Source organism: Gordonia sp. 34D, from assembly GCF_056682775.1.
On the sequence record NZ_CM155293.1, the window covers coordinates 3,219,177 to 3,241,098 of the forward strand.

The window sequence follows — 21,922 nt, forward strand, 5'->3', positions numbered from 1 at the left end:
GGCACATTCGCGGTAGCAAATTCAACGCGATCGCCCCAGCCACTACACCGGGGCGTCGATGTCCTCCGCGGGGGCGGTGAACTGGGCGTTGTAGAGGCGGAAGTAGGCGCCCTTCTCCATCAGGAGGCTGTCGTGGGTTCCCTGCTCCACAATGTGACCGTCTTCCATCACGACAATCAGATCGGCGTTGCGAATGGTCGACAGGCGGTGCGCAATAACAAAGCTGGTCCGACCGGCGCTGAGATTCGCCATCGCCTTACTGATCAGCAGTTCGGTGCGGGTATCGACCGAACTCGTGGCCTCGTCGAGGATCAGGATGGTCGGCTTGGCGAGGAATGCACGCGCGATCGTGATGAGCTGACGCTCGCCAGCACTCACCCCGCCGCCCTCATCGTCGATGATCGTGTCGTAACCGTCCGGTAGCGTTCGAACGAAGTGGTCGACGTGACTGATGCGCGCTGCGGCAAGCACATCCTCGCGGCTCGCCGTCGGATCGCCGTAGGCGATGTTCTCGTAAATCGTGCCGCCGAACAGCCACGAATCTTGCAGCACCATGCCGGTGCGTTCACGCAGATCATCTCGGGTCATCTCGGCAGCATCGACGCCGTCGACAAAGATGGCACCGCTATCGAGCTCATAGAACCGCATGATCAGGTTTACCAGCGTGGTCTTGCCCGCACCGGTCGGTCCCACGATCGCAATCATGTCGCCCGGGTTGGCCTCGAGGGACAGATGCTCAATCAGGGGACGGTCGTCAACGTAGCGGAACGACACGTCGTCGAAACGGATGTGTCCAGTGTCGGCGGCAGGTGTCATCGGATGGTCAGGGTCGGGACGTTCCTCGTCCTCGTCGAGTACATCAAAGATGCGCTCGGCCGAGGCGACACCGCTCTGCATCAGGTTGAACATCGACCCGATCTGGGTCAGCGGTTGGGTGAATTGCCGCGAGTACTGGATGAACGCCTGGACTTCGCCCAAGCTCAACTGGCCCGAAGCGACGCGCAAACCACCGACAACGGCAACGGCCACATAGTTCAGGTTGCCGAGGAACATGATCGTCGGCATCACGATGCCCGAGATGAACTGGGCCCGCCACGACGACGTGTACAGCTTCTCGTTCTGTTCGTCGAAAACGCCCTCCACCTCGGAGCGCCGACCGAATGCCGTCACCAGTTCATGCCCGGTGAACGCCTCTTCGATCTGCGCGTTCAGCGTGCCGGTGGTCTTCCACTGATTGATGAAATGCGGCTTCGAGCGTTTCGCGATCAGTGCGGTCGCAACTCCGGCGAGCGGAATCGTCGCGAGGGCGATCAACGACAGCAGCGGCGAAATCGTCAGCATCATCGCCAGGATGGCGATCACCATGATCAGCGAGTTCACCAATTGGCTGATGGTCTGCTGCAACGACTGCGACAGGTTGTCGAGGTCGTTGGTGACGCGGCTCAGGAGGTCGCCACGGGCCGACGCATCGTAGAACGACAGCGGCAGCCGGTGGATTTTCGCCTCCACCTGCGAACGAAGCTTGGTAACAGTGCTGACAACCACAATGTTCAGCAGGTACGCACCGAGCCAGCCGAGGATTGCGGACCCGACGTACAGCGCGAGAACGGTGAGCAGGATTCGACTGATGGCACCAAAATCGACGCCCTGTCCGGGGACGAGGTCCATCGACGACACCATGTCGGCGAAGGTGCCCTGGCCTTTGGCGCGCAATGCGTCGACGGCCTGCTCCTTACTGATTCCGGCGGGGAGCCGCGAGCCAATGACACCGGAGAACAGTTCATCGGTCGCGTCGCCAAGGACGCGCGGTGCGTACGCGGTCAGGGCGACAGACCCGATCATCGAGCCGAGAATGACGATCATCTTGCCGCGGTGGTCACCGAGTTGCGCGACCAGCCGCTTCAGTGACGGCTTGAACGACTTCGCCTTCTCCAAGGCTGGTGTTGCACCCGGCGGGCCTCCGCGCGTCATGCTCCGGCTCCGATCGCCAGCTGCGATTCGGCGATCTCAGCGTAGGTGGGACACGACTTCAGTAACTCCTCGTGCGTTCCGAGGCCGGTGATGGTGCCGCGGTCGAGGACGATGATTTGGTCGGCCGAAGTGATGGTGGAAATTCGTTGCGCGACGATGATGACCGCCGCGTCGCGGGTCGCCGGGATCAGTGCCTCACGCAGGCGCGCATCGGTTTGCAGATCGAGCGCTGAGAACGAATCGTCGAACAGGTACACCGACGGTCTCCGGATTAGCGCACGGGCAATCGCCAAACGCTGCCGCTGACCACCGGAAACGGTGGTGCCGCCCTGCGCGATCTCAGTTTGGAGGCCGTCGGGCATGGCGCGAACGAAGTCGGCGGCCTGCGCAATCGTTAGGGCCTCCCACATTTCGTCCTCGGTGGCGTTGGGCTTGCCGGTGCGAAGGTTGCTTTCGACGGTGCCGGAGAACAGATAGGGGCGCTGCGGGACGAGCCCGAAGTTTTTCCGCAGCGCGTCGGGGTCGGCGTCGCGCAAGTCGGTGCCGCCGAGCGTGATGGCACCGCCGGTCACGTCGAGCATGCGGGGCAACATGTTGATCAGGGTCGTCTTACCGGAACCGGTGGATCCGACGATGGCGGTTGTGGTGCCGGGCGCGGTGGTGAACGTGATGTCCGACAGCACCGGTTCGGCAGCACCCGGATACGCGAACTCAACGTCGGTGAGTGCGAGAACCGCTGGGTCGCCGGCAATCGGCTGCGGATTTTCGGGGGCGGTAACGGAGGTTTCGGTATCGAGGACCTCGCAGATGCGGTCGGCGCAAATGCTGGCGCGCGGGGCCATCATCGTCAGGAACGACGCCATCATCACCGACATCATGATCTGCATGACGTAGGTGATCATCGCGGTCAGGGCACCAATTTCGACGGTGCCGTCGCTGACCGCGTGCGAACCGAACCACAGGACAGCCACCAGCGTCACGTTGGTAATCAACATGACCATCGGGAACATCAGCGCCATCATGCGACCAACGCGGAGCGTCGCATCGGCAAGCGAGGTATTCGCGACCTCGAAGCGTTCGGCCTCGTGCCGTTCCCGAACAAAGGCGCGGACCACGCGAATGCCGGTAATCTGCTCGCGCATCACCCGGTTCACGTCGTCGATGCGCGACTGCATGGCGCGGAAACCGGGAACCATGCGCGCGATGATCAGGCCCATCACGATCCCGAGGATCGGGACGGCAACCACCAGCACCCACGAGATGGGTGCGGCCACCTTGATGCCCATGATGATGCCGCCGATGCCCATGATTGGCGCAGTCACCACGATCGACATCGCCATCACGGCCAGCAACTGAACCTGCTGGACGTCGTTGGTGGTGCGAGTGATGAGCGACGGTGCCCCGAAGCGGCCAACCTCGCGGGTCGAGAACCCGTTCACGCGGTGCAACAGGTCGTGCCGCATATCGCGGCCACCACCGAGCGCAGCCTGCGATCCGAAATACATCGCGGCGACCGAGCAGATGATTTGCGCGAACGAGATCAGCAGCATCCAACCGCCGGTCGACAGGATGTAACCGGTGTCGCCGCGGGCCACGCCGTAGTCGATGATGTCGGCGTTCAGGGTCGGCAAGTACAGCATCGCGATGGTTGCAACCAACTGGAAGCAAACCACCGCGATGACGTGGCCGCGATAGCGGAGCACATAAGTCCGCAGTAGGCGTATCAGCACGGATTCCACCCTACGTGCGGTCGGGCACTTGTGCCCTCTCGATTTTTAGGTCAGGGCGACCCTGCCTACCTAGGTCAGTGCGACGGCCGCCTCTGCGCTGTACGTGAGGTACGTGAACGACTCGAAGAAGTACAGGTTCACGGTGTCGGCGTCGTGCGAGTCGTAGCCGATGGAGACGTCTTGCCCGATGGTTAGCTCGAAGTCGCCGCCGCGTGTGCTGAGCAGGAAGCCGCCGGTAATGGCCGGGGCCCAAACGATGTCACCGTCGACGAGGATCCGGCGCAGGTGATCGCGGACCGGGTTGCCGTGGTCGGACGTCTCGTTGACCTGGGTGTACAGCTCGGCCGAAAGCGCCAGGGAGTACGGGCCGTCGACCGACGACAGTCGAAGCTTGCTGATGGCCTGGCTGATGGCTTCCGGGTAGTCGCGGACGTCGTCGGGCAGGGAAACGGCACCGACCCCGGATTCTTCGGCGATACCGGTGATCTGGGCGGCCTGGTAGCCAGCGAAGATCGCTCGGTCCTCGGCCAAGGCCAACTCTGCGGCGGCGCGGACCACCGGATCCCAGTCGGAGTCGGATGCACCGCGGTCGACGTTGTCGATGGCCTCGCGGGTCACCGTGAATGGCACCTTCAGTTCCACGAGAGGCTGGGTGTGGCGGATAAATGCTTGGATGCCGTCGGCAGGCGAATCAATCTTGGTGCGACGGCCGCGGGTCACCGAATCGACGTCGAGACCGAGCGGGCCCTTCACGTCGACCAGGCGACGACCAGCGATATTGCGCTTAAACGAGCGCGACGCTTCTTCCTCGATTTCGGCCCAGGCGGCGCTGGAGATGGGGGCGAGTTCGCGGTGCAGATTATTCATCGTGATTCCTAACTCGAGGGTGTTGGTGAAATTGTGCCGGATTACCGGAGTGCGCCGATGCCGAGCGAGCCGTCGGGCACCGAGTTGAACGTGTCGGAGGCGGCTGCTGGCGCGGCCGGGGGGTCTTCCAAGAAGTCGGCGGTCGGGGCAAAGAACTGGGCGCCGCTGACGGCGGTCGTGAAGTCCAGGAGACGGTCGTAGTTGCCTTCGGGTTCGCCGATGAACATTTTGTGGAGCATCTTTTCGCTGACGTCGGGCGCACTCGAGTAGGCGATGTAGAAAGTACCCTTGTCGCCACTACCGGCGATGTCGCCATAAGGCATGTTGTCGCGGACCACGTCGATCTCGTTGCCGTCGTCGTCGGTGACGACGTTGAGGGCGATGTGGGAGTTGGCGGGCTTGGTGTCGTCGTCCATCTCGATGTTCTCGAGCTTGGTACGGCCTATTGCGTCTTCCTGGTCCTCAACCTTGAGGGCGTTCCAGGCGCCGAAATCGGTGACGTAGCGCTGCGTGACGACGTAGCTGCCACCCGCAAAGTCGGGGTCCTCGTCGCCGACGGTGATGGCGGCGATGGCCTCGTCGCCGACTGGGTTCTCAGTGCCGTCGACGAAGCCGATGAGGTCGCGCATGTCGAAGTAGCGGAAGCCGTGAACCTCTTCGACCGTGGTGACGGCACTTCCGAGACGCTCGGTCCAGCGTTGGCCGATCTCGAAGCACAGGTCCATCCGGTCGGCTTTCACGTGCAGCAGGAGATCGCCGGGAGTGGCGGGTGCGGTGTGCACGGAGCCGGTCAATTCGGTGAACGGCCGCAGCGACTTGGGGCGCGGGCCCGAGAACAGTCGGTCCCAGGCGGCGGACCCGACGCCGACGATCGCGGTGAGGGCAGCATCGGGTACTCGGGATCCCACTGACGAGACCAGGCCGACGAGATCAGACAGCCCGTCGCGGACCGTTTCTTCGCCGCCATCGTTGATCGTCAACACGAGAAAAACGGCGGACGACGTCTTGCGGGTGAGGATGGTCTGCGAATTTGGCATGATTCCACCCTAGCCCGAGATCGGAAACTCCCCGGTTTGTGCCCCGAACCGGGCTCTTCAGTGAACTCGACGCCCGGTGGGAACGCTGGTCTAAAGCTCTCCGAACGCAACAATGGCCGACAACCCTCTCGGGTGCCGGCCATTGTCGGTTAGTTCAGATCAGCGGAAACTGCAGATCAGAAGAACGCGGGACGGAAGGTCTTGTACCAAGACTCCTGGAAACGTTCCTGCCAGTAGTCCCACCAGTGCGCACCGTCGGGCGAGATGTGGGTGGTCAGGCGAACGCCGGGCACGGTGGCCAGGCGACCGATGTACAGGTTCGAGCTGGTCGATGCGGCGACCTCGAGCGGAACCATCTGAGCGAACTTCGTGGGGTTGAAGTTGCCGCTGCCGGGGGTCAGGCTCGAGTCGTACTTGCTGCCGACACCGGTGCCCGACGAGACGTAGACGCGCTTGCCGGCGAGGTTGTTAGCCGAAAGGAAGGGATCGTTGGCGAACCAATCGCCAGCCGGGTAGAAGCCCCACATGTTGTTGGGGTTGCCGCCCATTTCCGCAACCGAAGCCTGGATGCCCTGCGTGAAGCCGGGCATGGTGACGGTCGGGTAGCCGCTGTAAGACGCGACAGCGTCGTAGAAGCGGGGGTGGCGCGAAGCGAGGTTCAGCGCCGCGGTACCCGACATCGACAGACCGGCGATGCCGTTACGACGGTTGTCGCTGCCGTGCCTGGTCTTCATGTAGCGGGGGAGTTCCTTGGTCAGGAAGGTTTCCCACTTGTTGAGGCCCAGAGCCGGGTCGCGCTGCTCCCAGTCGGTGTAGAAGCTGCCGCCGCCACCGAACGGGATCGCCACATTGACACCCTTGTTGGCCATGAACTGGGCAACGCGGGTGTTCTGCAGCCAACCGCTGGTGTTGTTCGGGGCACGCAGACCGTCAAGCAAGTACAGGGTCGGCTTGTTGGCGCCGCCACCGGAAACGATGTGCACCTTGACGTTCTTGTGCATTGCACGCGAGTACACGTTCTCGAACGAGGGCGCTGCCTCGGCTTGAGGTGCGACTGCGACTGCGGTTCCGACGAGGGTCGCCAGCGAGGCGGCCACGATCGTCAGGCGTTTGCCAACGCTCTTGAGCATATAAATCCTTCGGTCTGTTCATCGCGGCACGCGTCCGCTGCATCGTGAAGCCAGCGCCGCACTTTGATCGGGTCGACGACGCGTGGGCCTTAAGGCCCAGGTGTGCCCCCGCACGACTGGTCACGTTAACGGACTTGGGACGCCTCCGCAAAGGGTTCGAGCAGTCTTGGCGCTGGTCGTTACTTGTTTCTGGGGGACAAACCAGCGGTCAAGTTACGAATTGATAACCGTCATTCAATGATGTGACTTATCTCGCTATCTCGGTTGCGTTGTAGTTGGAGCTACGCCAACTTCACATATCCGTTGGGAGTCAGCTCGTAGACCGGGTCGGGGCCAACGTCGCCGTAGCCCTCGTTGCGGAGGGACACCCGTTGGTTCTTGAAGGTAGATGTGCGCGCCAACTCGGGCACTACCCGCAGATATAGCGGTACGGCGTACTCGGGAAGGCGGCTGCGGAGTTCAGCGGCTAGGAGTGACGGGTCGAAGCCCTCCTGGACCACCAGGGCGGCCATTCCGGCACGACCGTCCGCCCCGGGCACCGTGACCCCGTAGACGACGGATTCGTCAATGCCGTCGATGGCGTTGAGTGCGGCTTCCACCTCGGTGGTCGCGACATTCTCGCCTTTCCACCGGAATGTGTCGCCGAGGCGGTCGACGAAGGCAATATGCCGGAAGCCCTGGTCGAGCACCATGTCGCCGGTGTTGAAGTAGGCGTCGCCCTTTTTGAAGGCGTCGCGCAGGATCTTCTTCTCCGTCGCCGCGGGATCGGTGTAGCCGTCGATGCGGGCCATCGGGGTGATCTTGCCGAGCAGCAGACCCGGGGTACCCCTGGGCACTTTGACGGCACGTCCCTGCGCGTCGCGGATGGGGAGCCCGGTGTCTTCGTCGGCGGCCACGATCGCGTACGGGAGTGGGCAAAATCCGACGGTCTGCCGTTGGTCGAGGACGTTGACGAAACCGATATTCGATTCGCTGGCGGCATAAAATTCGACAACCCGGTCCACCCCGAAGCGATCGACAAATTCGTCCCAGATCTCTGGTCGAAGACCGTTGCCCGCGGCTAGTCGGATGGTGTGGGTGCGGTCGGTCGGCTTGGCGGGTTGTGCCAACAGGTATCGGCAGAGTTCGCCGATGTAGCAGAACGCGGTTGCCTCGTTCTCGATCGCCTGGTCCCAGAATTTGGAAGCCGAGAACTTGGGGCTCACAGCTAGGCATGAGCCGGCCGCGATGGCCGTCGACACGCAGATGGTGAGCGCATTGTTGTGATAGAAGGGCAGCGTCACGAACATGACGTCGTCGGGCCGCAAGCGCAGACCAATCGAGAACCCATTCATCGCGACCTGCCAGCGACCGTGGCTCATGACGCTGGCCTTGGGCCAGCCCGTGGTTCCCGACGTGAAGATATAATAGGCGGGCTCGTTGGCCTGAATCTGCGACGCGGCAGCCGGGTTAGCTTCGGCGCGGGGATCCGACTTCGCGAGGGCGGCACCCTTTGAGTCGAGACTGTCGAACTCGATGGGAGCGATCGCGGTGTCGATGCCGGGCAGCAATTCACCGCATTCGGGGTCGTGCAGCACTTGCAGTGGGGCAGTGCTCTTGTTGGCTTCGACGAGAACAGCGAAACTGTGGTTGAGGGCGTCGCCCGGCTGGTTGTAGTTGATCATCGCGGCCACGGCACCGAGCTTCACCACCGCCAGCATCGCGATGACGCATTCGGGACTGTTGTGAGCCATGATCGCCACCGCGTCGCCGCGCTGCACGCCCCGCTCAGTGAGTACCGCAGCCCACCGGTTGGCCCGACGATTGCACTCACCGTACGAATAGATGGTGGGCCCGGTCCGCAGGAATGGGCTGTCGGGATGTTTGGCGGCCGATTCAGCGAACGTCTTACCGATGCTCCATCGCCGGTTCGGGTTGATCGTCAACATCGACCGCTGCTGCTTGGCCAGCACCGGCACATCCCGCAGCAGACCGCCCACCCCCTTCACCAAGCTGCGCCAAGTGATAGGGCTGGGTTGGGACGTGGTCGCGGCATTCACGAAGATTCCTCCAATACTTGGGTTGGCCCAAGTATTGGAGGAATCCCGTTCGCGCGGGGCGCTTTTCGTGCGTTCAGCTACCGAGTGGCGTTGCCAACGGGGATTTCGACGGCATCTTCTGCGGTGCCCTGCACAATCTTGACCGGCTCGGTCTCCTTCGCGATCGTCAGACGCAGTGGGACTTCCTTGGTCAGCAGCACGGCGATAAACGTGATGATCGCAACGGCGGCCGATATCGCGAAGACCGGACCGAAGGCATCGGAGTAGGCGTGGTGGAACGCCTCCTGGATGGCCGCGGGGAGCTTTGTGATGTCGAGGTTGGTGTCTCCGCCAGACCCCATCGCGCTGTCGGGGATATTCATCGCACGCAACGCGTCTTTCAAGTTCCCGAACACCAAGTTGGTGAGCACGGCACCGAGAACCGAAACGCCAACCGCGCCGCCGAGTGACCGGAAGAACGAGACGGCGGCCGACGTAGCGCCAATTTCGGTGACGTCCACAGTGTTCTGAACGGCAAGCACGATGTTCTGGATCAGCGCGCCGACGCCGATGCCAGCGATCGCCATAAAGATCGCCACCTGCCAGTAGGGCGTTGTATGGCTGATGGTGCCGAGTCCGCCGAGCCCGACCAGGAGGGCGGTGGCACCGAACACCATGATCGGCTTCCACCGGCCGGTGCGGCTGACGATCTGACCGCCGATCGTGGCGCTCAGCATCTGCGAAATGATCATCGGGAACGTCATCAGTCCGGCGATGGTCGGCGAGTAGCCGCCGCCAAGCTGGAAATACTGCGTCAGGAAGACACCCGGACCGAACATTGCGACGCCGACGGCGAGGCTCGCGATGATCATCAGAATCGTGGTGCGGTTGTTCAACACCCGCAACGGCAGCATTGGCTCCGGGACCCGCAGTTCGACGAACACCGTCAACGACGCGGCAATGGCGAACGCCACGGCGAATGCAGCGGTCTGCCACGAGAGCCAGTCGTAGGAGCTGCCTGCGAAGGTGACCCACAGCATTGGCAACGCGGCTGCGATCGACAGCAGTACGGCACCCAGGTAGTCAATGCGTACGTTGTCGCGCCGAATGGTCGGCAAGTCGAGCTTCCACTGCAGCAGCACGAGTGCGACGATGGCCAGCGGTACGCAGACAAAGAAGGTCCAGCGCCAGCCCAAGTTATCGGTGATCACGCCGCCAAGCAGCGGGCCGGACACGGTGGCGACGGCCATCACGGCACCCATGTAGCCGGAGTATCGGCCGCGCTCGCGAGGCGAGACGATCGAACCCATCACCGACTGCGTCGTGGCGATGAGTCCACCCATGGCGAGGCCCTGCACGGCGCGTGCAACCATCATCAGCCAAACTTCGTGCGCGAAGCCCGCGGCGATCGATCCCGCGACAAACATGATGATCGCGAGCTGAGTGAGGACCTTCTTATTGAAGAGGTCCGATAGCTTGCCCCAAATAGGGGTGCTGACGGTCATGGCCAGCAAGCTGGCCGTAATAACCCACGTGTATTGGCGCTGCGTGCCGTTCAACGACGCCATGATGGTCGGCAGTGCCGTCGACACGATGGTCGTCGAGATCATTGCCGTGAAGAGCGCGGCCAGCAGGCCGGTCATCACGCTAAGGACTTCGCTATGGGAATACGTTTTCGGCGCCGCTGAAGCGGGAGCGGTTGTGCTCATGCGCGGTCCCTTCGTGCAATCGGGGTGGGTTCGGTGGTTTCGGCTAGAGCATCGATCACGGAGATCACGTGTTCGTGGAGGTCGCGCAAGACCTCCGCTGCCTTCGCGGCTCGCTCCGGATCCCAGTCCTTCATCGAGTCGGCGAAAAGTTGGGTGATTTGGTCGTCGCGCGCGGCCGCACGCTCGCGTCCCGCATCGGTGATCGACAGCAGGCTGGCGCGCGCATCGGTGGGATCGGGTCGCCGGATGACGAAGCCATCCTCTTCAAGAGCGGCAACCGTGCGCGAAGCGACCGGCAGTGAGATGGCTAGGTGGTCGGCGAGTTCGGTAGTGCGACGGTCGCCGGTCCGGAGCAATTTCAGGGCGCGGAACTTGGTGCTGACGATGCCGCGTGATTGATTGCGGTGCCGGGCCGCTTGAAACGCGCGGACGATGTCGAGCATTTCCGAGACGAGCGGGCGGGCTTCATCGGCGTTGATCACGGGCACTCCTTTCAAAATGAGAGAAGGCCACAGTAGAACCAGTTGCTTACCCTATGCAACTAAGAGATTTCGGGCACTCCGCCAGCAAAGGGCACAACGACCCCCGGGGTAGTCTCGGTCACAGTCGAACAGCATCTTTAGAAGAGGTCGGGGTTAGTGAGCGCACAAGTAGATGGAGCCGGTAAAAATGCGGCTGACGCAATCGTCGTCGGTGGCGGACTAGCCGGTCTGGTAGCCACATACGAGCTGACGCAAGCCGGTCGCAAGGTGATCGTCGTCGATCAGGAGAACCGGGCCAACCTTGGCGGTCAGGCTTTCTGGTCACTGGGCGGATTGTTCCTGGTTGATAGCCCTGAGCAGCGTCGTATGGGAATCAAGGATTCCCCGGATCTGGCTCTCCAAGATTGGATGGGTTCTGCCGGATTCGACCGCGAAGATGAAGACTATTGGCCGCGTCAATGGGCGCGGGCGTACGTCGAGTTCGCGTCCACCATCAAGCGTCAGTACCTCCACGATTTGGGGCTCCGATTCACCCCGGTCGTCGGGTGGGCCGAACGCGGGGGCGGTTTTGCCGATGGTCACGGTAATTCTGTGCCGCGCTTTCACCTGACGTGGGGCACCGGCCCCGAGGTAGTCCGGGTCTTCGCGGAACCGGTGCTCGAAGCCGAGAAACGCGGACTCGTGACGTTCGCCTTTCGCCACCGCGTCGATGAACTGATTACTGAGGACGGCGCGGTCGTCGGCGTTCGTGGCCGTGAACTCGAGCCGTCAACCACCGAACGCGGAGTTCCCAGTTCGCGTGTCGAAACGGGCGATTTTGAACTCCGCGCCCCGGCCGTCATCGTCACCTCCGGCGGCATCGGCCACAACCACGATCTGGTTCGCGAAAACTGGCCGGTCGACCGGCTTGGTCCGGCCCCGAAATTCATGATCGCCGGCGTCCCCGACTACGTCGATGGCCGCATGCTGGCGATCACCGAAGCCGCAGGTGGCAACATCGTCAACCGCGACCGCATGTGGCACTACACCGAAGGCATCCAGAATTGGGATCCCATCTGGTCCGACCACGCCATCCGCATCATCCCGGGACCGTCGTCCCTGTGGCTCGACGCCGACGGCAACCGTTTGCCCGCACCCAACTTTCCGGGATTCGATACCAATGCCAGCATGAAAGCGATCCTCGACACCGGCTACGACTATTCGTGGTTCGTGTTGACGAAGTCGATCATCGAGAAGGAATTCGCCCTGTCCGGCTCGGAGCAGAACCCGGACATCACAGAGAAATCGTTGCGCACGGCGGCCAAGAGTCGCCTCGCGAAGGGGATGCCGGGCCCGGTGGCAGCGTTCACCGAGCACGGCGTCGACTTTGTGGTCCGCGACAATCTCGCCGAACTGGTCGAGGGAATGAATGAGATCGGTCGCGGCGGACATATCGACCTGCAGTCGCTGGAACGCATCATTTCGGCTCGTGACTCCCAGATCGACAACTCGTACACCAAGGATGCCCAGATGATGGCGATCCACAATGCGCGCAGTTTTATCGGCGACAAGATCGTTCGCGTCGCGAAGCCGCACAAGCTGCTCGACCCGGCTCAGGGCCCGCTGATTGCCGTTCGTCTCAACATCCTGACCCGAAAGACATTGGGCGGCTTGGAAACCAACCTCGACTCCCAGGTGATGCACCCGGACGGCACCGCCTTTGACGGCCTGTACGCCGCCGGTGAGGTTGCTGGCTTCGGTGGCGGAGGCGTTCACGGCTACAACGCCCTTGAAGGCACGTTCCTTGGCGGCTGCATCTTTTCCGGTCGCGCCGCGGGTCGTGCTGTCGCGCGGCAGAAACGAGCCTGATCCCGCCTGCCCGGAGTGACGTTACCGCTCGTGGCGGCCGGGAGCGTCGTCCTCCGGCGGTGATGCGTAGCGGTTGACGTCGGGCATGGGACGCGTCGGGTCGGCCATGGGATACGGGGAGAAACCGTCGTCGCCAGTGGGTCGACGGAAGATCTCCGTATCGGTCATGTCGGCCGGACTCGTCGCGTAACCCGGCTGCTCATATCCCGGCTGCTCATATCCCGGTTGGGCAAACATCTCGGTCGGAGCGGCGGCGTTAGCATTCGCTTCGGACGTCGGCGGGATCTGCGTCGGCAGAATCGTTGTCTGCGGATCCGGCGCTTGCTCGTGGGTCCCAAAGTGTTCCTCGGGACCGTCCGGCTGCGGCCCATCGTCGATCGCCGATCCACCATCGGGATTGTCCGGGCCGGTATCGTCGCGTCGACCGCGCCACATCAGGAATGCCCACGTGAGCAGGCCCAGCGCACCCAAAACTCCGAGAATGATCGGGACAATGGTGCCGCCCCAGCGGAGCTGGTTCACGTAGCCCTTGGCGCGGTCGGCCTGCTGAGCGACCGTCTCTTTGCTCCACTCGAACCGCGCCTTCAGCGCATCCATCCGGAAGTCCTGAACGGCTTTCGGGGCGGTGTCGTCGTCCGGCGCCCGGAAGTACTGTTCCTGATCCTCCATGCCGTACAGGATGGTGCCGGTCACCGGTTCCACATACACGTGGCGGGTCGCCTTGGCGAAGCGGTGCATCGTGATGATGTCTTTGCTCTTCACGCCCTTGCCCCTAATGCCCCACCACTTGGCTGGCATATCGAGCATGGTGCCGAGTGAGGCCTCGCCCTGCGGGTCGGGAAGGTTCGACAGGTCGGTTTCGGGAACCTCGGCGACGAAGTGGTACGTCTTGACGCCGTCGATCTCCTTCTCGTCGACGAACTTGGCCGTCGCGTCCTGACGCGTGTTGGTGTCGTAGTAGTAGTAATCGCGCTTCTGGACGTCAAACCCGAACTTGTACTGGAAGCCCTTGCGGTCGTCGAGCTGCACCGAGGCATCGGCGACATTGCCGCCTTCGGGAACTGGCTCGAGCTGAAGGGAACTGACCACACCGTTCGGGGCCGACGACTTGCGGTCGACGGACACGCGGTCGACGGTCGCAGTGAGGAGGGCATCGTCGCAGGTCCGGTCATCGTTGCTCGACGCCATCGTCAAATCGCGTTCTTTGCCCGAAGCATCTCGAGTCCGATCAATCTGCACTGTCTGGCCAGACTGCAGGGTGGCCTGATTCGCGTCCGACGGGTCGACGATCACCGAACGCCGCTGCTGCGTCAGATGCGCTGTGAACTGCGCGGCTTTGGGCTTGGTGATGGAGCAGCGGTCGAAAATCGTGGCCGGGAACCGGTTGCCCGCATCTCCGTCCAGCGGAACGGTGGTCGCGATCGACGTGATGTCGAGATCGAGCGGCACCACCTTCAGCTTCGGCACGAGGTAGGTGGGGATAGCGATGGCCGCGCCGATGCACGCGACTGAAAGGAAGGCCAACAACGCCAGCGCGGCACGTTTCATATCCTTCTCGTCTCCTAAAGGTTGTTCAGTGTGGCGGGGGGTTAGCGTGCTCGGCGGTCGCGCTGCGCTTCCTTCATGATTCCAGCCATGTAACCGTAGATCTCGCGATCGGAAATGGCTTTCCACCGCGGGGCCAACAGCTTCATGTACTTCTCTACATACAACAGTTGTTTTCCGACGAGCACCAACTCCCGAGGCAGCCGCGCGTCGTGTGCTTTGGCGATCACCGCGAGCTGTCGGCCGAGGTCTGTGTAAGACAGGTCGGCCATCTCGGTGGTCGACAGCGGGGACGTGAGGGCCTGCAAATCGGCACCGCCCTGCTCGGTGGAGCCGGGATTGCGGACGGCTCCGAGAAGGAATATTGCGCGGCCAGCGGCGTCAAAGTCCCGTTTCACAATCAGATCGACAACGAGTTGTCGCAGCACGCGCCGGGTGCGGGGATTGAACCGTCCGACGATCCCGAAGTCGAGCATCACCAGCTTGCCGTCGGCGTCGACCAACACATTTCCCGCGTGGAGGTCGCCGTGGAAAAGGCCCCCGTGGAATGCCGAGTCGAGCAGCGACAGCAGGAGGTTGCGGCACAGGGCCTCGCCGTCGTGGCCTGCGGCGCGGACCCCGCGGATGTCGTCGATGCGGGTGGCGTAGATACGCTCCATCGTCATGACCCGAGACGTGGTGAGCTCGTCGTACACCTTTGGGACCCGAACGCGGTCGCCAAACGGTCCGGGCTGCAGGCAGTTAAACCACTCGACCATGGTGGCGGCTTCATTGCGGAAGTCGAGTTCGGAGTCGAGGCCGTCGGAAAAATCTTCGACGACGTGTTTGGCGCTGAGCATGCGCCCGTATTCGGAAATCTCAAGCAGGCCAGCCAGGCGCTCCATGATCGCTACGTCGGGGGCGAGGCGACCGGCAATTCCGGGTCGCTGAATTTTGACGACAACTTCCTCGCCGGTCTTCAACGTCGCCGTGTGGACCTGTGCGATTGACGCCGACGCGATCGGGTCCATGTCGAAGTCTGCGAACACCTCTTCGGGAGTGGAGCCAAAGTCGTCAATGAATACGCGGCGAATCTCGTCGGGGTTGGCGGGCGCGACTTTGTCGAGCAGCGTGTCGAACTCAGAAGACAGCGTGTTGCCGAAGACTCCGGGGCTCGAAGCGATAAGTTGCCCCAACTTCACGTATGCGGGGCCGAGGCGCTCGAAGGTGCAGCGGACTTCGTGCGCGACGGACTGGGTGCTCGGTCGATGTCCCCGGATGATGCCGGTGACCGAGCCCGTGACCAGGCGTCCCACGCCAAAAGCGGCCTGACCTGCGGTGGTGGCAAATCGCGTGACCTCGGTGACCGCCGACACGCGGGGAAGCCGGTTGCGCGCAGGCGCACTCGGATCGGTCTCATTGGTTATCACAGTTCCTCGAGTGTAGTGGACATTATCGCCGTCGGTCGGGTGCAAACTGCGGTGGCGACCGCTTCCGACGTGACCGGGCGTACACTCGTCGACAGTTTTCGATCAATGGTCGATAACCGGTATGGGAGCGCACATGAGTGAAGAGTTTCGGGCCGATCTGGTGGTTGTCGGCGCAGGTGTCGCCGGGCTGACGGCCGCGCTGGTGGCCGCACGCCGTGGGCTGTCCGTTGCGGTGCTCACCAAAGGCAAAGCCTGGGAGAACTCCGGTCACGAGCAGTCGACAGCGACCTTCTACGCGCAGGGAGGGATCGCCGTCGTCGAACCGGACAACCCCGAAGACTCGGTGGCACTGCACCTGGCCGACACGCTGGCGGCGGGTGCCGGCCTTACCGATGCGGAGTCGTCGGAGCCAATTCTGGCCGATGGTTTCGACGCCGTTACTCAGCTCGTCGACTGGGGTGCGCAATTCGATCTCGACGCCGACGGCCGCTTTCGTCGGACTCGCGAAGGCGGTCACAGCGTTCGGCGAATAATCCATGCCGGTGGGGATGCCACCGGTGCGCGGGTTCAGCAGGCCCTCGCAACGGCGGTCGCGAAGGCACCCGTTCGGGTGCTGCATCATGCGTGCGCCACGCAAGTGCTGATCGACGATGGTCGTGCCGTGGGATTGGAATATGCCGACGACTCGGGCCGACACATCGTCCGGGCCCCCGCGGTCCTGATCGCCACCGGGGGACTCGGCCATCTGTATTCGGCGACTACGAATCCGTCCGGTTCCACCGGCGACGGCATTGCGCTCGCGCTCCGGGCGGGAGCGTGCGTTGCCGACCTGGAGTTTGTGCAGTTTCACCCGACGATGCTGTACGTACCCGGCGCACGCGGTCGGCGCACGCTGGTCAGCGAAGCGGTGCGAGGCGAAGGGGGCGTCCTCGTCGATGTGAACGGCGATTCGGTGACTGCCGGTGTGCACCCGATGGGTGATCTCGCGCCCCGCGACGTGGTGGCGCGCGCGGTGACGGCGGCGATGGCGCGTACCGGGCAACCGCACGTGTGGCTCGACATCTCGGCTATCGACAACTTCGAAGAGCGATTCCCGACGGTGACAGCCGGTGTACGCGCTTCCGGATTGGATCTGACGGGGAATCGGCTTCCGGTGGTTCCGGGTGCGCACTATCTGTGCGGCGGAGTGGTGGTCGATGGCGGCGGCCGGACTAACGTTCCGGGCCTGCTCGCCGCGGGTGAAGTTGCCCGCACCGGGCTCCACGGTGCCAACCGGCTCGCGTCCAACAGCCTGCTCGAGGGGCTGGTGATGGGCCGCGCGGTTGCTCGCACAGCAGAGGAGTTGAGCGCAGGGGAGTTGGGCGCAGAGGGCTCGACGGCAGAAGGATCGACGACGGATCAGGGGGCGACGTGGGCTGCCGCTTCGCCGGCTGAGCTCCCCGCCTACGACCGCACAGCACTGCAAGACGCGATGTCGTCGAGCGTGGCGCTCGATCGCAGCGCGGAAGGCTTGGATCGGTTGGCACAGCTGCTTGAGGCGGCACCCCTGCGCAAACTCGACTCGGTGACTGATGCCGAAGACGCGAATCTGACGTTGACCGCGCGAGCGGTGATCGCGGCTGCGCGAATCCGCGAGGAGTCCCGTGGCTGTCATTATCGCGCCGATTTTCCCGAAACCAGCACCGTCGCAGCGTCGTATATGTTTGTTTTAGCCGACCAGGCGTTTGTCGAGGTTGACGCAGACGTAATTCGGGCCGGACATTTCGCGCCTGATTCGCTTCGCAAATAGCTACTGTCAGGGGTGCTCCGTAAGCTTTGATCTGTAGGTTCTCCCGGGGGACTCCACGAGAAAGTGATGTGCAATGCGCGGTTCAGGCTGCTGGTCGGCGATCGTTGCGGCCCCGCACGAGCGAGTTGCCCTTCGATTGACCCCCACTCACGAGTGGCTGGTGGGTTGTGACCTCCCGGCGGGGCATGTCGGTCCGCACGGGTCCGACGGCGAGCAAATGCACTCCGGCCGCCGCAAGTGGCTGCTGTGGGGTGACTATGCCCGCGGTTCGCAGAATCTCTCTGACGAGTTTGAGTGTCCGTCGCGGGCCCTCGACGGTGCGCCATGCCTCTTTTTCGCCGGACACGGCGGCCAACACCGCTATGCGGCGCCGGTTGGTCGCGATTTTCCGGAACCTCTTGCACAGGTCCCGCCCGCGCCTGCCCCGAGTCAGCCGCTGCCGCGTCAGGCTCCAGCTCGACCCCAGCCGCCCGTATCCCAACCGCCAGCACCCCAACCGCCAGCACCCCGGGCGCCTGCGCCTCAGCCACCGGAATGGGCGCGTCGTGCGGGATACACCGAGCCGATAGCACCGGCACCTGCGGCGGCCGCACGTAGCGCGAGTGCGCTCGACGAGTTGTTTGCGGGTATGCCGAGTCTGAAGGATCTCCCGCACACGGACATTCTGGCGTTTCCCGAGGAGAGCTTCCGCCAGCCCGCCCCTGCCTGGCCAACGGCGCGCGGTACGTATGTCGCCGAACATCACGTGGCTCAACCCGTCGTAGCCGAGCCCGTCGTGTCTGGTCCCGACCGGTTCTACCCGGCCGAAACCATCATCGACGTGGAACCCGTCGAGATCGATGGGGCAGGCGCTCGTAGTCGCCATCGCATTCCCGAACCTCCCCGGGCTGCCGAGCCGGAGGCGAGGTCGGAAATGCTGCAGATCCGTCAGGCCACGTCGACGGTGCTGACGACGCCCCTCGTTGAGGTGGTCTCGTCGGGCATGGATCCGGTCCGCATGGGCGTACCGACCGCAAGGCACTCGTTGCCTCGCGATGCTGACATTGCGTCGATTGCCGCGGTGGTTCAGGAAGTCGCGGCTCAGATGCGAACCGATCCGCAATATGGCGCGCGACGCGAAGTCTCGCTGGCGCTGCACGATGTTGCCGCCTCGCTCGGGCGCCTCGCCGATGCCCTGAAGCCGCGCTGACGCGGAGCACTGCTTCTGATACCCCCTAGGGGTAGACAAGTGTCAAATTCAGGCGTACAACTGAATTGGTGATACCTACAGGGGGTATCCGAATGCAGGAGTACGGAGTGGAAATGGCCACCGATACGCACGCCGCCAAGCATCAGGATGAGCACGAACATCACGGCTACATTCCGGAAAAGGAAAAGTTCGTCCGTCGGCTCAAGCTGATCGAAGGTCAGGCGCGTGGACTGCAACGCATGGTCGACGAAGAGGCCTACTGCATCGACATCTTGACGCAGGTCTCGGCAATGACCAAGGCCTTGGAATCGGTCGGGCTTGGACTCCTGCACGCCCACATGGATCACTGTGTGGTCGAAGCCGCCCGTGAATCCGACGAAGCCGCCGCGGCCAAGGTTGAGGAAGCCATGAAGGCCATCACTCGCCTCGTTAAGTCCTAGGCAGGCAAAGAGCGGGCCCACGACCGCAGCGGCGTAAGCCAACACCCACGTACATACCTGTAACTGAGCAACATCGAGGAGAAGAAATCATGAGCGAAACCACCACCGTCACTGTCACCGGCATGACCTGCGGCCACTGTGCGGCCTCGGTACGCGAAGAGATTTCCGAAATTCCGGGCGTCCAGCGGGTCGATGTCGACGTAGACAGTGGTCGTGTCGACATCACCAGTGACTCGCCGCTCGATCCGGCCGTCGTCGACGCTGCCGTCGTCGAAGCCGGCTACCAGATCCAGTGACCGAGCTGTCGAGCCCGGTTGCGCGGATCGTCGCATTCGCCGCCGGGCTCGCGATCGTTTTCGGGGCGGCCTTCGGTGTCGGCAAGGCCGTCGGGCCTTGGGACAGCGATCAGCAGCCCTCGCATAGCCAAATGGTCGACCACCAAGAGGAAGGGACTCACCCATGACTCGGGCAGCAGCCGCTGATCGCGAAGTGGACCTCGAACTCATCGGAATGACCTGCGCGTCATGCGCCAACCGCATCGAACGCAAACTCAACAAGCTCGACGGCGTAACCGCCACCGTGAACTACGCGACCGAACAGGCACACGTCGAATTTGCCGAGGCCTTGACACCCGATGACCTCATCGAGGCCGTCCGGTCCGCAGGTTATGACGCGCAGAAGGTAGTTCCGCCATCGGTCACCACTGATACCTCCGACGCCGACGGTGAGCCGGTGGCGACACGGGCCGAGACCGAGCTCGCCTCGCTGCGTCAGCGGCTGATCGTCTCGGCCATCCTGTCACTGCCGGTCATCGTCCTCGCCATGGTTCCCGCCTGGCAGTTTACGAACTGGCAGTGGTTGTCGTTGACGCTCGCCGCACCGGTCGTGGTGTGGGGCGCGTTGCCCTTCCACCGCGCTGCGTTCGCGAGCGCCCGCCACGGAACCACCACGATGGACACCTTGGTGTCGGTGGGTACGCTTGCCGCGTTCGGGTGGTCCATCTACGCCCTGTTCTGGGGCGACGCCGGGGTTCCCGGAATGACCCACGGCTTCGACCTCATCGCCTCCCGGGGCGACGGATCGTCAAATATCTACCTCGAGGCCGCCGCCGGTGTCACCACCTTCTTACTGGCCGGCCGCTATTTCGAGAAGCGATCGAAGCTCCGCGCTGGCGACGCTCTGCGCGCCCTCGCCGAAGTCGGCGCTAAAGACGTGACGGTGCTGCGTGCCGGACGCGAGGTGACAATTCCGATTGGTGAACTCGCCGTCGGGGAACGCTTTGTGGTGCGGCCCGGTGAAAAGATCGCGACCGACGGTGTTGTGGTCGCCGGTGCATCGGCGGTCGACCAGTCGATGCTGACCGGTGAGTCCATGCCCGTCGAGGTGTCCGTCGATGACAAGGTGGTCGGCGGAACCGTCAACGCGCACGGTCGCCTTGAAGTTGAGGCAAACGCGGTCGGTGCCGATACCGCGCTGGCGCAGATGGCCAAAATGGTCGCCGATGCGCAGGCGGGAAAAGCGCAGGTGCAGAGGCTCGCCGACCGGATCTCCGCCTACTTCGTGCCGGTCGTCATCGCCATCGCCGCAGGTGTCCTCGGCTTCTGGCTCGGCGTCGGCGGGGGACTGACCCTCGCCATGACCGCTGCGGTTTCGGTGCTGGTGATCGCCTGCCCGTGCGCCCTCGGCTTGGCAACGCCGACCGCATTGATGGTCGGTACAGGTCGCGGCGCGCAACTTGGCATCCTGCTGAAGGGCCCGGAAGTTCTCGAGTCCACTCGCGCTGTCGATACGGTGGCGCTCGATAAGACCGGAACCGTCACCACCGGCGAGATGACCGTGCACGACGTCATCGCCGCCGACGGTGTGGATGCCGACGACATGCTGGCACGGGCCGCGGCCGTCGAAGCGAACTCGGAGCACCCGATCGGCCGTGCCGTCGTCGACCGCGCGACTGTCCGGGGACTAGACCTCCCCAACACCGCGGACTTCCGCAACCTGGCCGGTGCCGGCGTAACCGCCGTCATCGACGGCTTGCGCGTCACCGTTACGGGGCCGCGCGATGTGCCGGTCCCGCTCGACGATCGGATGGGCCAAGTGGTCGCTGAGGCATCAGCGCGCGGCGCGACACCCGTTGTCGTGACCTACCTCGACAGCATCGCAGGCGTGATTGTCGTGGCCGACACGGTGAAACCGACGTCGGCTGCTGCCATCGCCGAGCTCAAGCGCATGGGGCTGCGGCCAGTGCTGCTGACCGGCGACAATGCCGGTGCTGCCGCACATGTCGCCGCCCAGGTAGGCATCGACGAAGTCATCGCCGATGTGACCCCGGACGGCAAGGTCGACGCCATCGCCCGCCTGCATGCCGAAGGTCGCGTGGTCGCGATGGTCGGAGACGGCGTCAACGATGCGGCAGCGCTGGCCTCGGCCGATCTAGGTATCGCCATGGGAACCGGTACCGACGTCGCGATCGAGGCGGGCGACCTGACGGTCGTCAGCGGCGATCTGTGGGCCGTCGTTGATGCGATTGCGCTGGCACGCAAGACGCTTGGCACCATCAAGGGGAATCTGTTCTGGGCTTTCGCCTACAACGTGGCAGCCCTTCCGCTGGCGGCAGCGGCGCTGCTGAACCCCATGATGGCTGGCCTCGCGATGGCGTTCTCGTCGGTCTTCGTCGTCGCGAACAGTCTGCGTCTCCGCGGTTTCCGGTCCCGCAGGCAGTAGCAGCACGGCGGTAGCAGCACGGCGGTTGGGGAACTGC

At 63.5% G+C, this 21,922-nt stretch carries 17 protein-coding genes; 6 read left to right on the plus strand and 11 right to left on the minus strand.

The features are described from left to right. Positions 1–42: 42 nt before the first annotated feature. The 8 genes from AC1L34_RS14930 to AC1L34_RS14965 form a co-directional block, all read right to left on the minus strand. Positions 43–1,971, minus strand: coding sequence for an ABC transporter ATP-binding protein (locus AC1L34_RS14930; RefSeq protein ID WP_424321989.1), 1,929 nt, complete (start codon positions 1,969–1,971; stop codon positions 43–45). After that, positions 1,968–3,701: an ABC transporter ATP-binding protein gene (locus AC1L34_RS14935; protein WP_424321988.1), complete on the minus strand. Its 1,734-nt coding sequence runs from the start codon at positions 3,699–3,701 to the stop codon at positions 1,968–1,970. Before AC1L34_RS14935 ends, AC1L34_RS14930 begins: the two co-directional genes overlap by 4 nt. 69 nt (positions 3,702–3,770) lie before the next feature. Beyond that, on the minus strand, positions 3,771–4,568 hold the full coding sequence (locus tag AC1L34_RS14940; RefSeq protein WP_424321987.1) for a family 1 encapsulin nanocompartment shell protein: 798 nt from the start codon (positions 4,566–4,568) through the stop codon (positions 3,771–3,773). A gap of 41 nt (positions 4,569–4,609) precedes the next feature. Beyond that, a complete protein-coding gene (locus AC1L34_RS14945) occupies positions 4,610–5,605 on the minus strand; it encodes a Dyp-type peroxidase (RefSeq protein WP_424294828.1) in 996 nt (331 codons plus the stop codon). 176 nt (positions 5,606–5,781) lie between these two features. Continuing rightward, entirely contained in the window at positions 5,782–6,735 is a 954-nt protein-coding gene (locus AC1L34_RS14950) for an alpha/beta hydrolase (RefSeq protein WP_424321986.1), read from the minus strand. A 281-nt stretch (positions 6,736–7,016) separates the two neighbouring features. Then, positions 7,017–8,774: a long-chain-acyl-CoA synthetase gene (locus AC1L34_RS14955; protein WP_424294821.1), complete on the minus strand. Its 1,758-nt coding sequence runs from the start codon at positions 8,772–8,774 to the stop codon at positions 7,017–7,019. 77 nt (positions 8,775–8,851) lie between these two features. After that, entirely contained in the window at positions 8,852–10,462 is a 1,611-nt protein-coding gene (locus tag AC1L34_RS14960; RefSeq protein WP_424294820.1) for an MDR family MFS transporter, read from the minus strand. Beyond that, positions 10,459–10,944: a MarR family winged helix-turn-helix transcriptional regulator gene (locus AC1L34_RS14965; protein WP_424321984.1), complete on the minus strand. Its 486-nt coding sequence runs from the start codon at positions 10,942–10,944 to the stop codon at positions 10,459–10,461. Before AC1L34_RS14965 ends, AC1L34_RS14960 begins: the two co-directional genes overlap by 4 nt. A gap of 156 nt (positions 10,945–11,100) precedes the next feature. Here AC1L34_RS14965 and AC1L34_RS14970 point away from each other — a divergent pair, with 156 nt between their 5' ends. Continuing rightward, the gene (locus AC1L34_RS14970) at positions 11,101–12,792 is read left to right on the plus strand and encodes an FAD-binding dehydrogenase (RefSeq protein ID WP_424294816.1); all 1,692 of its coding nucleotides are present in this window, start codon (positions 11,101–11,103) and stop codon (positions 12,790–12,792) included. A 21-nt stretch (positions 12,793–12,813) separates the two neighbouring features. On the opposite strand, the gene pgfA is transcribed toward AC1L34_RS14970, so the two are convergent. Beyond that, the gene (pgfA, locus tag AC1L34_RS14975; protein ID WP_424294814.1) at positions 12,814–14,340 is read right to left on the minus strand and encodes a cell envelope lipid trafficking protein PgfA; all 1,527 of its coding nucleotides are present in this window, start codon (positions 14,338–14,340) and stop codon (positions 12,814–12,816) included. A gap of 41 nt (positions 14,341–14,381) precedes the next feature. Further along, the gene (locus tag AC1L34_RS14980; protein ID WP_424294834.1) at positions 14,382–15,743 is read right to left on the minus strand and encodes an ABC1 kinase family protein; all 1,362 of its coding nucleotides are present in this window, start codon (positions 15,741–15,743) and stop codon (positions 14,382–14,384) included. Between the two features lie 136 nt (positions 15,744–15,879). Between AC1L34_RS14980 and nadB the strand changes: the two genes are divergently transcribed. The 4 genes from nadB to AC1L34_RS15000 all read left to right on the plus strand — a co-directional run bounded on the left by nadB (position 15,880) and on the right by AC1L34_RS15000 (position 19,460). Next, complete coding sequence (gene nadB / locus AC1L34_RS14985) at positions 15,880–17,535, plus strand: L-aspartate oxidase (RefSeq protein WP_424294812.1); 1,656 nt, start codon at positions 15,880–15,882, stop codon at positions 17,533–17,535. Positions 17,536–17,608: 73 nt separating this feature from the next. Then, positions 17,609–18,724 carry a hypothetical protein gene (locus AC1L34_RS14990; protein ID WP_480034870.1) on the plus strand — a complete coding sequence of 372 codons (1,116 nt, stop codon included), beginning with the start codon at positions 17,609–17,611 and terminating at the stop codon, positions 18,722–18,724. A 92-nt stretch (positions 18,725–18,816) separates the two neighbouring features. Beyond that, entirely contained in the window at positions 18,817–19,164 is a 348-nt protein-coding gene (locus AC1L34_RS14995; RefSeq protein WP_424294809.1) for a metal-sensitive transcriptional regulator, read from the plus strand. A gap of 89 nt (positions 19,165–19,253) precedes the next feature. Beyond that, complete coding sequence (locus tag AC1L34_RS15000; RefSeq protein ID WP_480034871.1) at positions 19,254–19,460, plus strand: heavy-metal-associated domain-containing protein; 207 nt, start codon at positions 19,254–19,256, stop codon at positions 19,458–19,460. On the opposite strand, the gene AC1L34_RS15005 is transcribed toward AC1L34_RS15000, so the two are convergent. Continuing rightward, positions 19,445–19,621: a hypothetical protein gene (locus tag AC1L34_RS15005; RefSeq protein ID WP_480034872.1), complete on the minus strand. Its 177-nt coding sequence runs from the start codon at positions 19,619–19,621 to the stop codon at positions 19,445–19,447. The two genes, AC1L34_RS15000 and AC1L34_RS15005, sit on opposite strands and share 16 nt — an antisense overlap. 2 nt (positions 19,622–19,623) lie before the next feature. Between AC1L34_RS15005 and AC1L34_RS15010 the strand changes: the two genes are divergently transcribed. After that, positions 19,624–21,885, plus strand: coding sequence for a heavy metal translocating P-type ATPase (locus AC1L34_RS15010; protein WP_480034873.1), 2,262 nt, complete (start codon positions 19,624–19,626; stop codon positions 21,883–21,885). Positions 21,886–21,922 lie beyond the last annotated feature (37 nt).

Excerpts from the sequence above, each read along its gene's own strand:
- AC1L34_RS14930 (WP_424321989.1), bottom strand. The coding sequence starts at position 1,971 with ATGACGCGCGGAGGCCCGCCGGGTGCAACACCAGCCTTGGAGAAGGCG.
- AC1L34_RS14940 (WP_424321987.1), bottom strand. The coding sequence starts at position 4,568 with ATGAATAATCTGCACCGCGAACTCGCCCCCATCTCCAGCGCCGCCTGG.
- AC1L34_RS14945 (WP_424294828.1), bottom strand. The coding sequence starts at position 5,605 with ATGCCAAATTCGCAGACCATCCTCACCCGCAAGACGTCGTCCGCCGTT.
- AC1L34_RS14950 (WP_424321986.1), bottom strand. The coding sequence starts at position 6,735 with ATGCTCAAGAGCGTTGGCAAACGCCTGACGATCGTGGCCGCCTCGCTG.
- AC1L34_RS14960 (WP_424294820.1), bottom strand. The coding sequence starts at position 10,462 with ATGAGCACAACCGCTCCCGCTTCAGCGGCGCCGAAAACGTATTCCCAT.
- pgfA (WP_424294814.1), bottom strand. The coding sequence starts at position 14,340 with ATGAAACGTGCCGCGCTGGCGTTGTTGGCCTTCCTTTCAGTCGCGTGC.
- nadB (WP_424294812.1), top strand. The coding sequence starts at position 15,880 with ATGAGTGAAGAGTTTCGGGCCGATCTGGTGGTTGTCGGCGCAGGTGTC.
- AC1L34_RS14990 (WP_480034870.1), top strand. The coding sequence starts at position 17,609 with ATGCGCGGTTCAGGCTGCTGGTCGGCGATCGTTGCGGCCCCGCACGAG.
- AC1L34_RS14995 (WP_424294809.1), top strand. The coding sequence starts at position 18,817 with ATGCAGGAGTACGGAGTGGAAATGGCCACCGATACGCACGCCGCCAAG.
- AC1L34_RS15000 (WP_480034871.1), top strand. The coding sequence starts at position 19,254 with ATGAGCGAAACCACCACCGTCACTGTCACCGGCATGACCTGCGGCCAC.
- AC1L34_RS15010 (WP_480034873.1), top strand. The coding sequence starts at position 19,624 with ATGACTCGGGCAGCAGCCGCTGATCGCGAAGTGGACCTCGAACTCATC.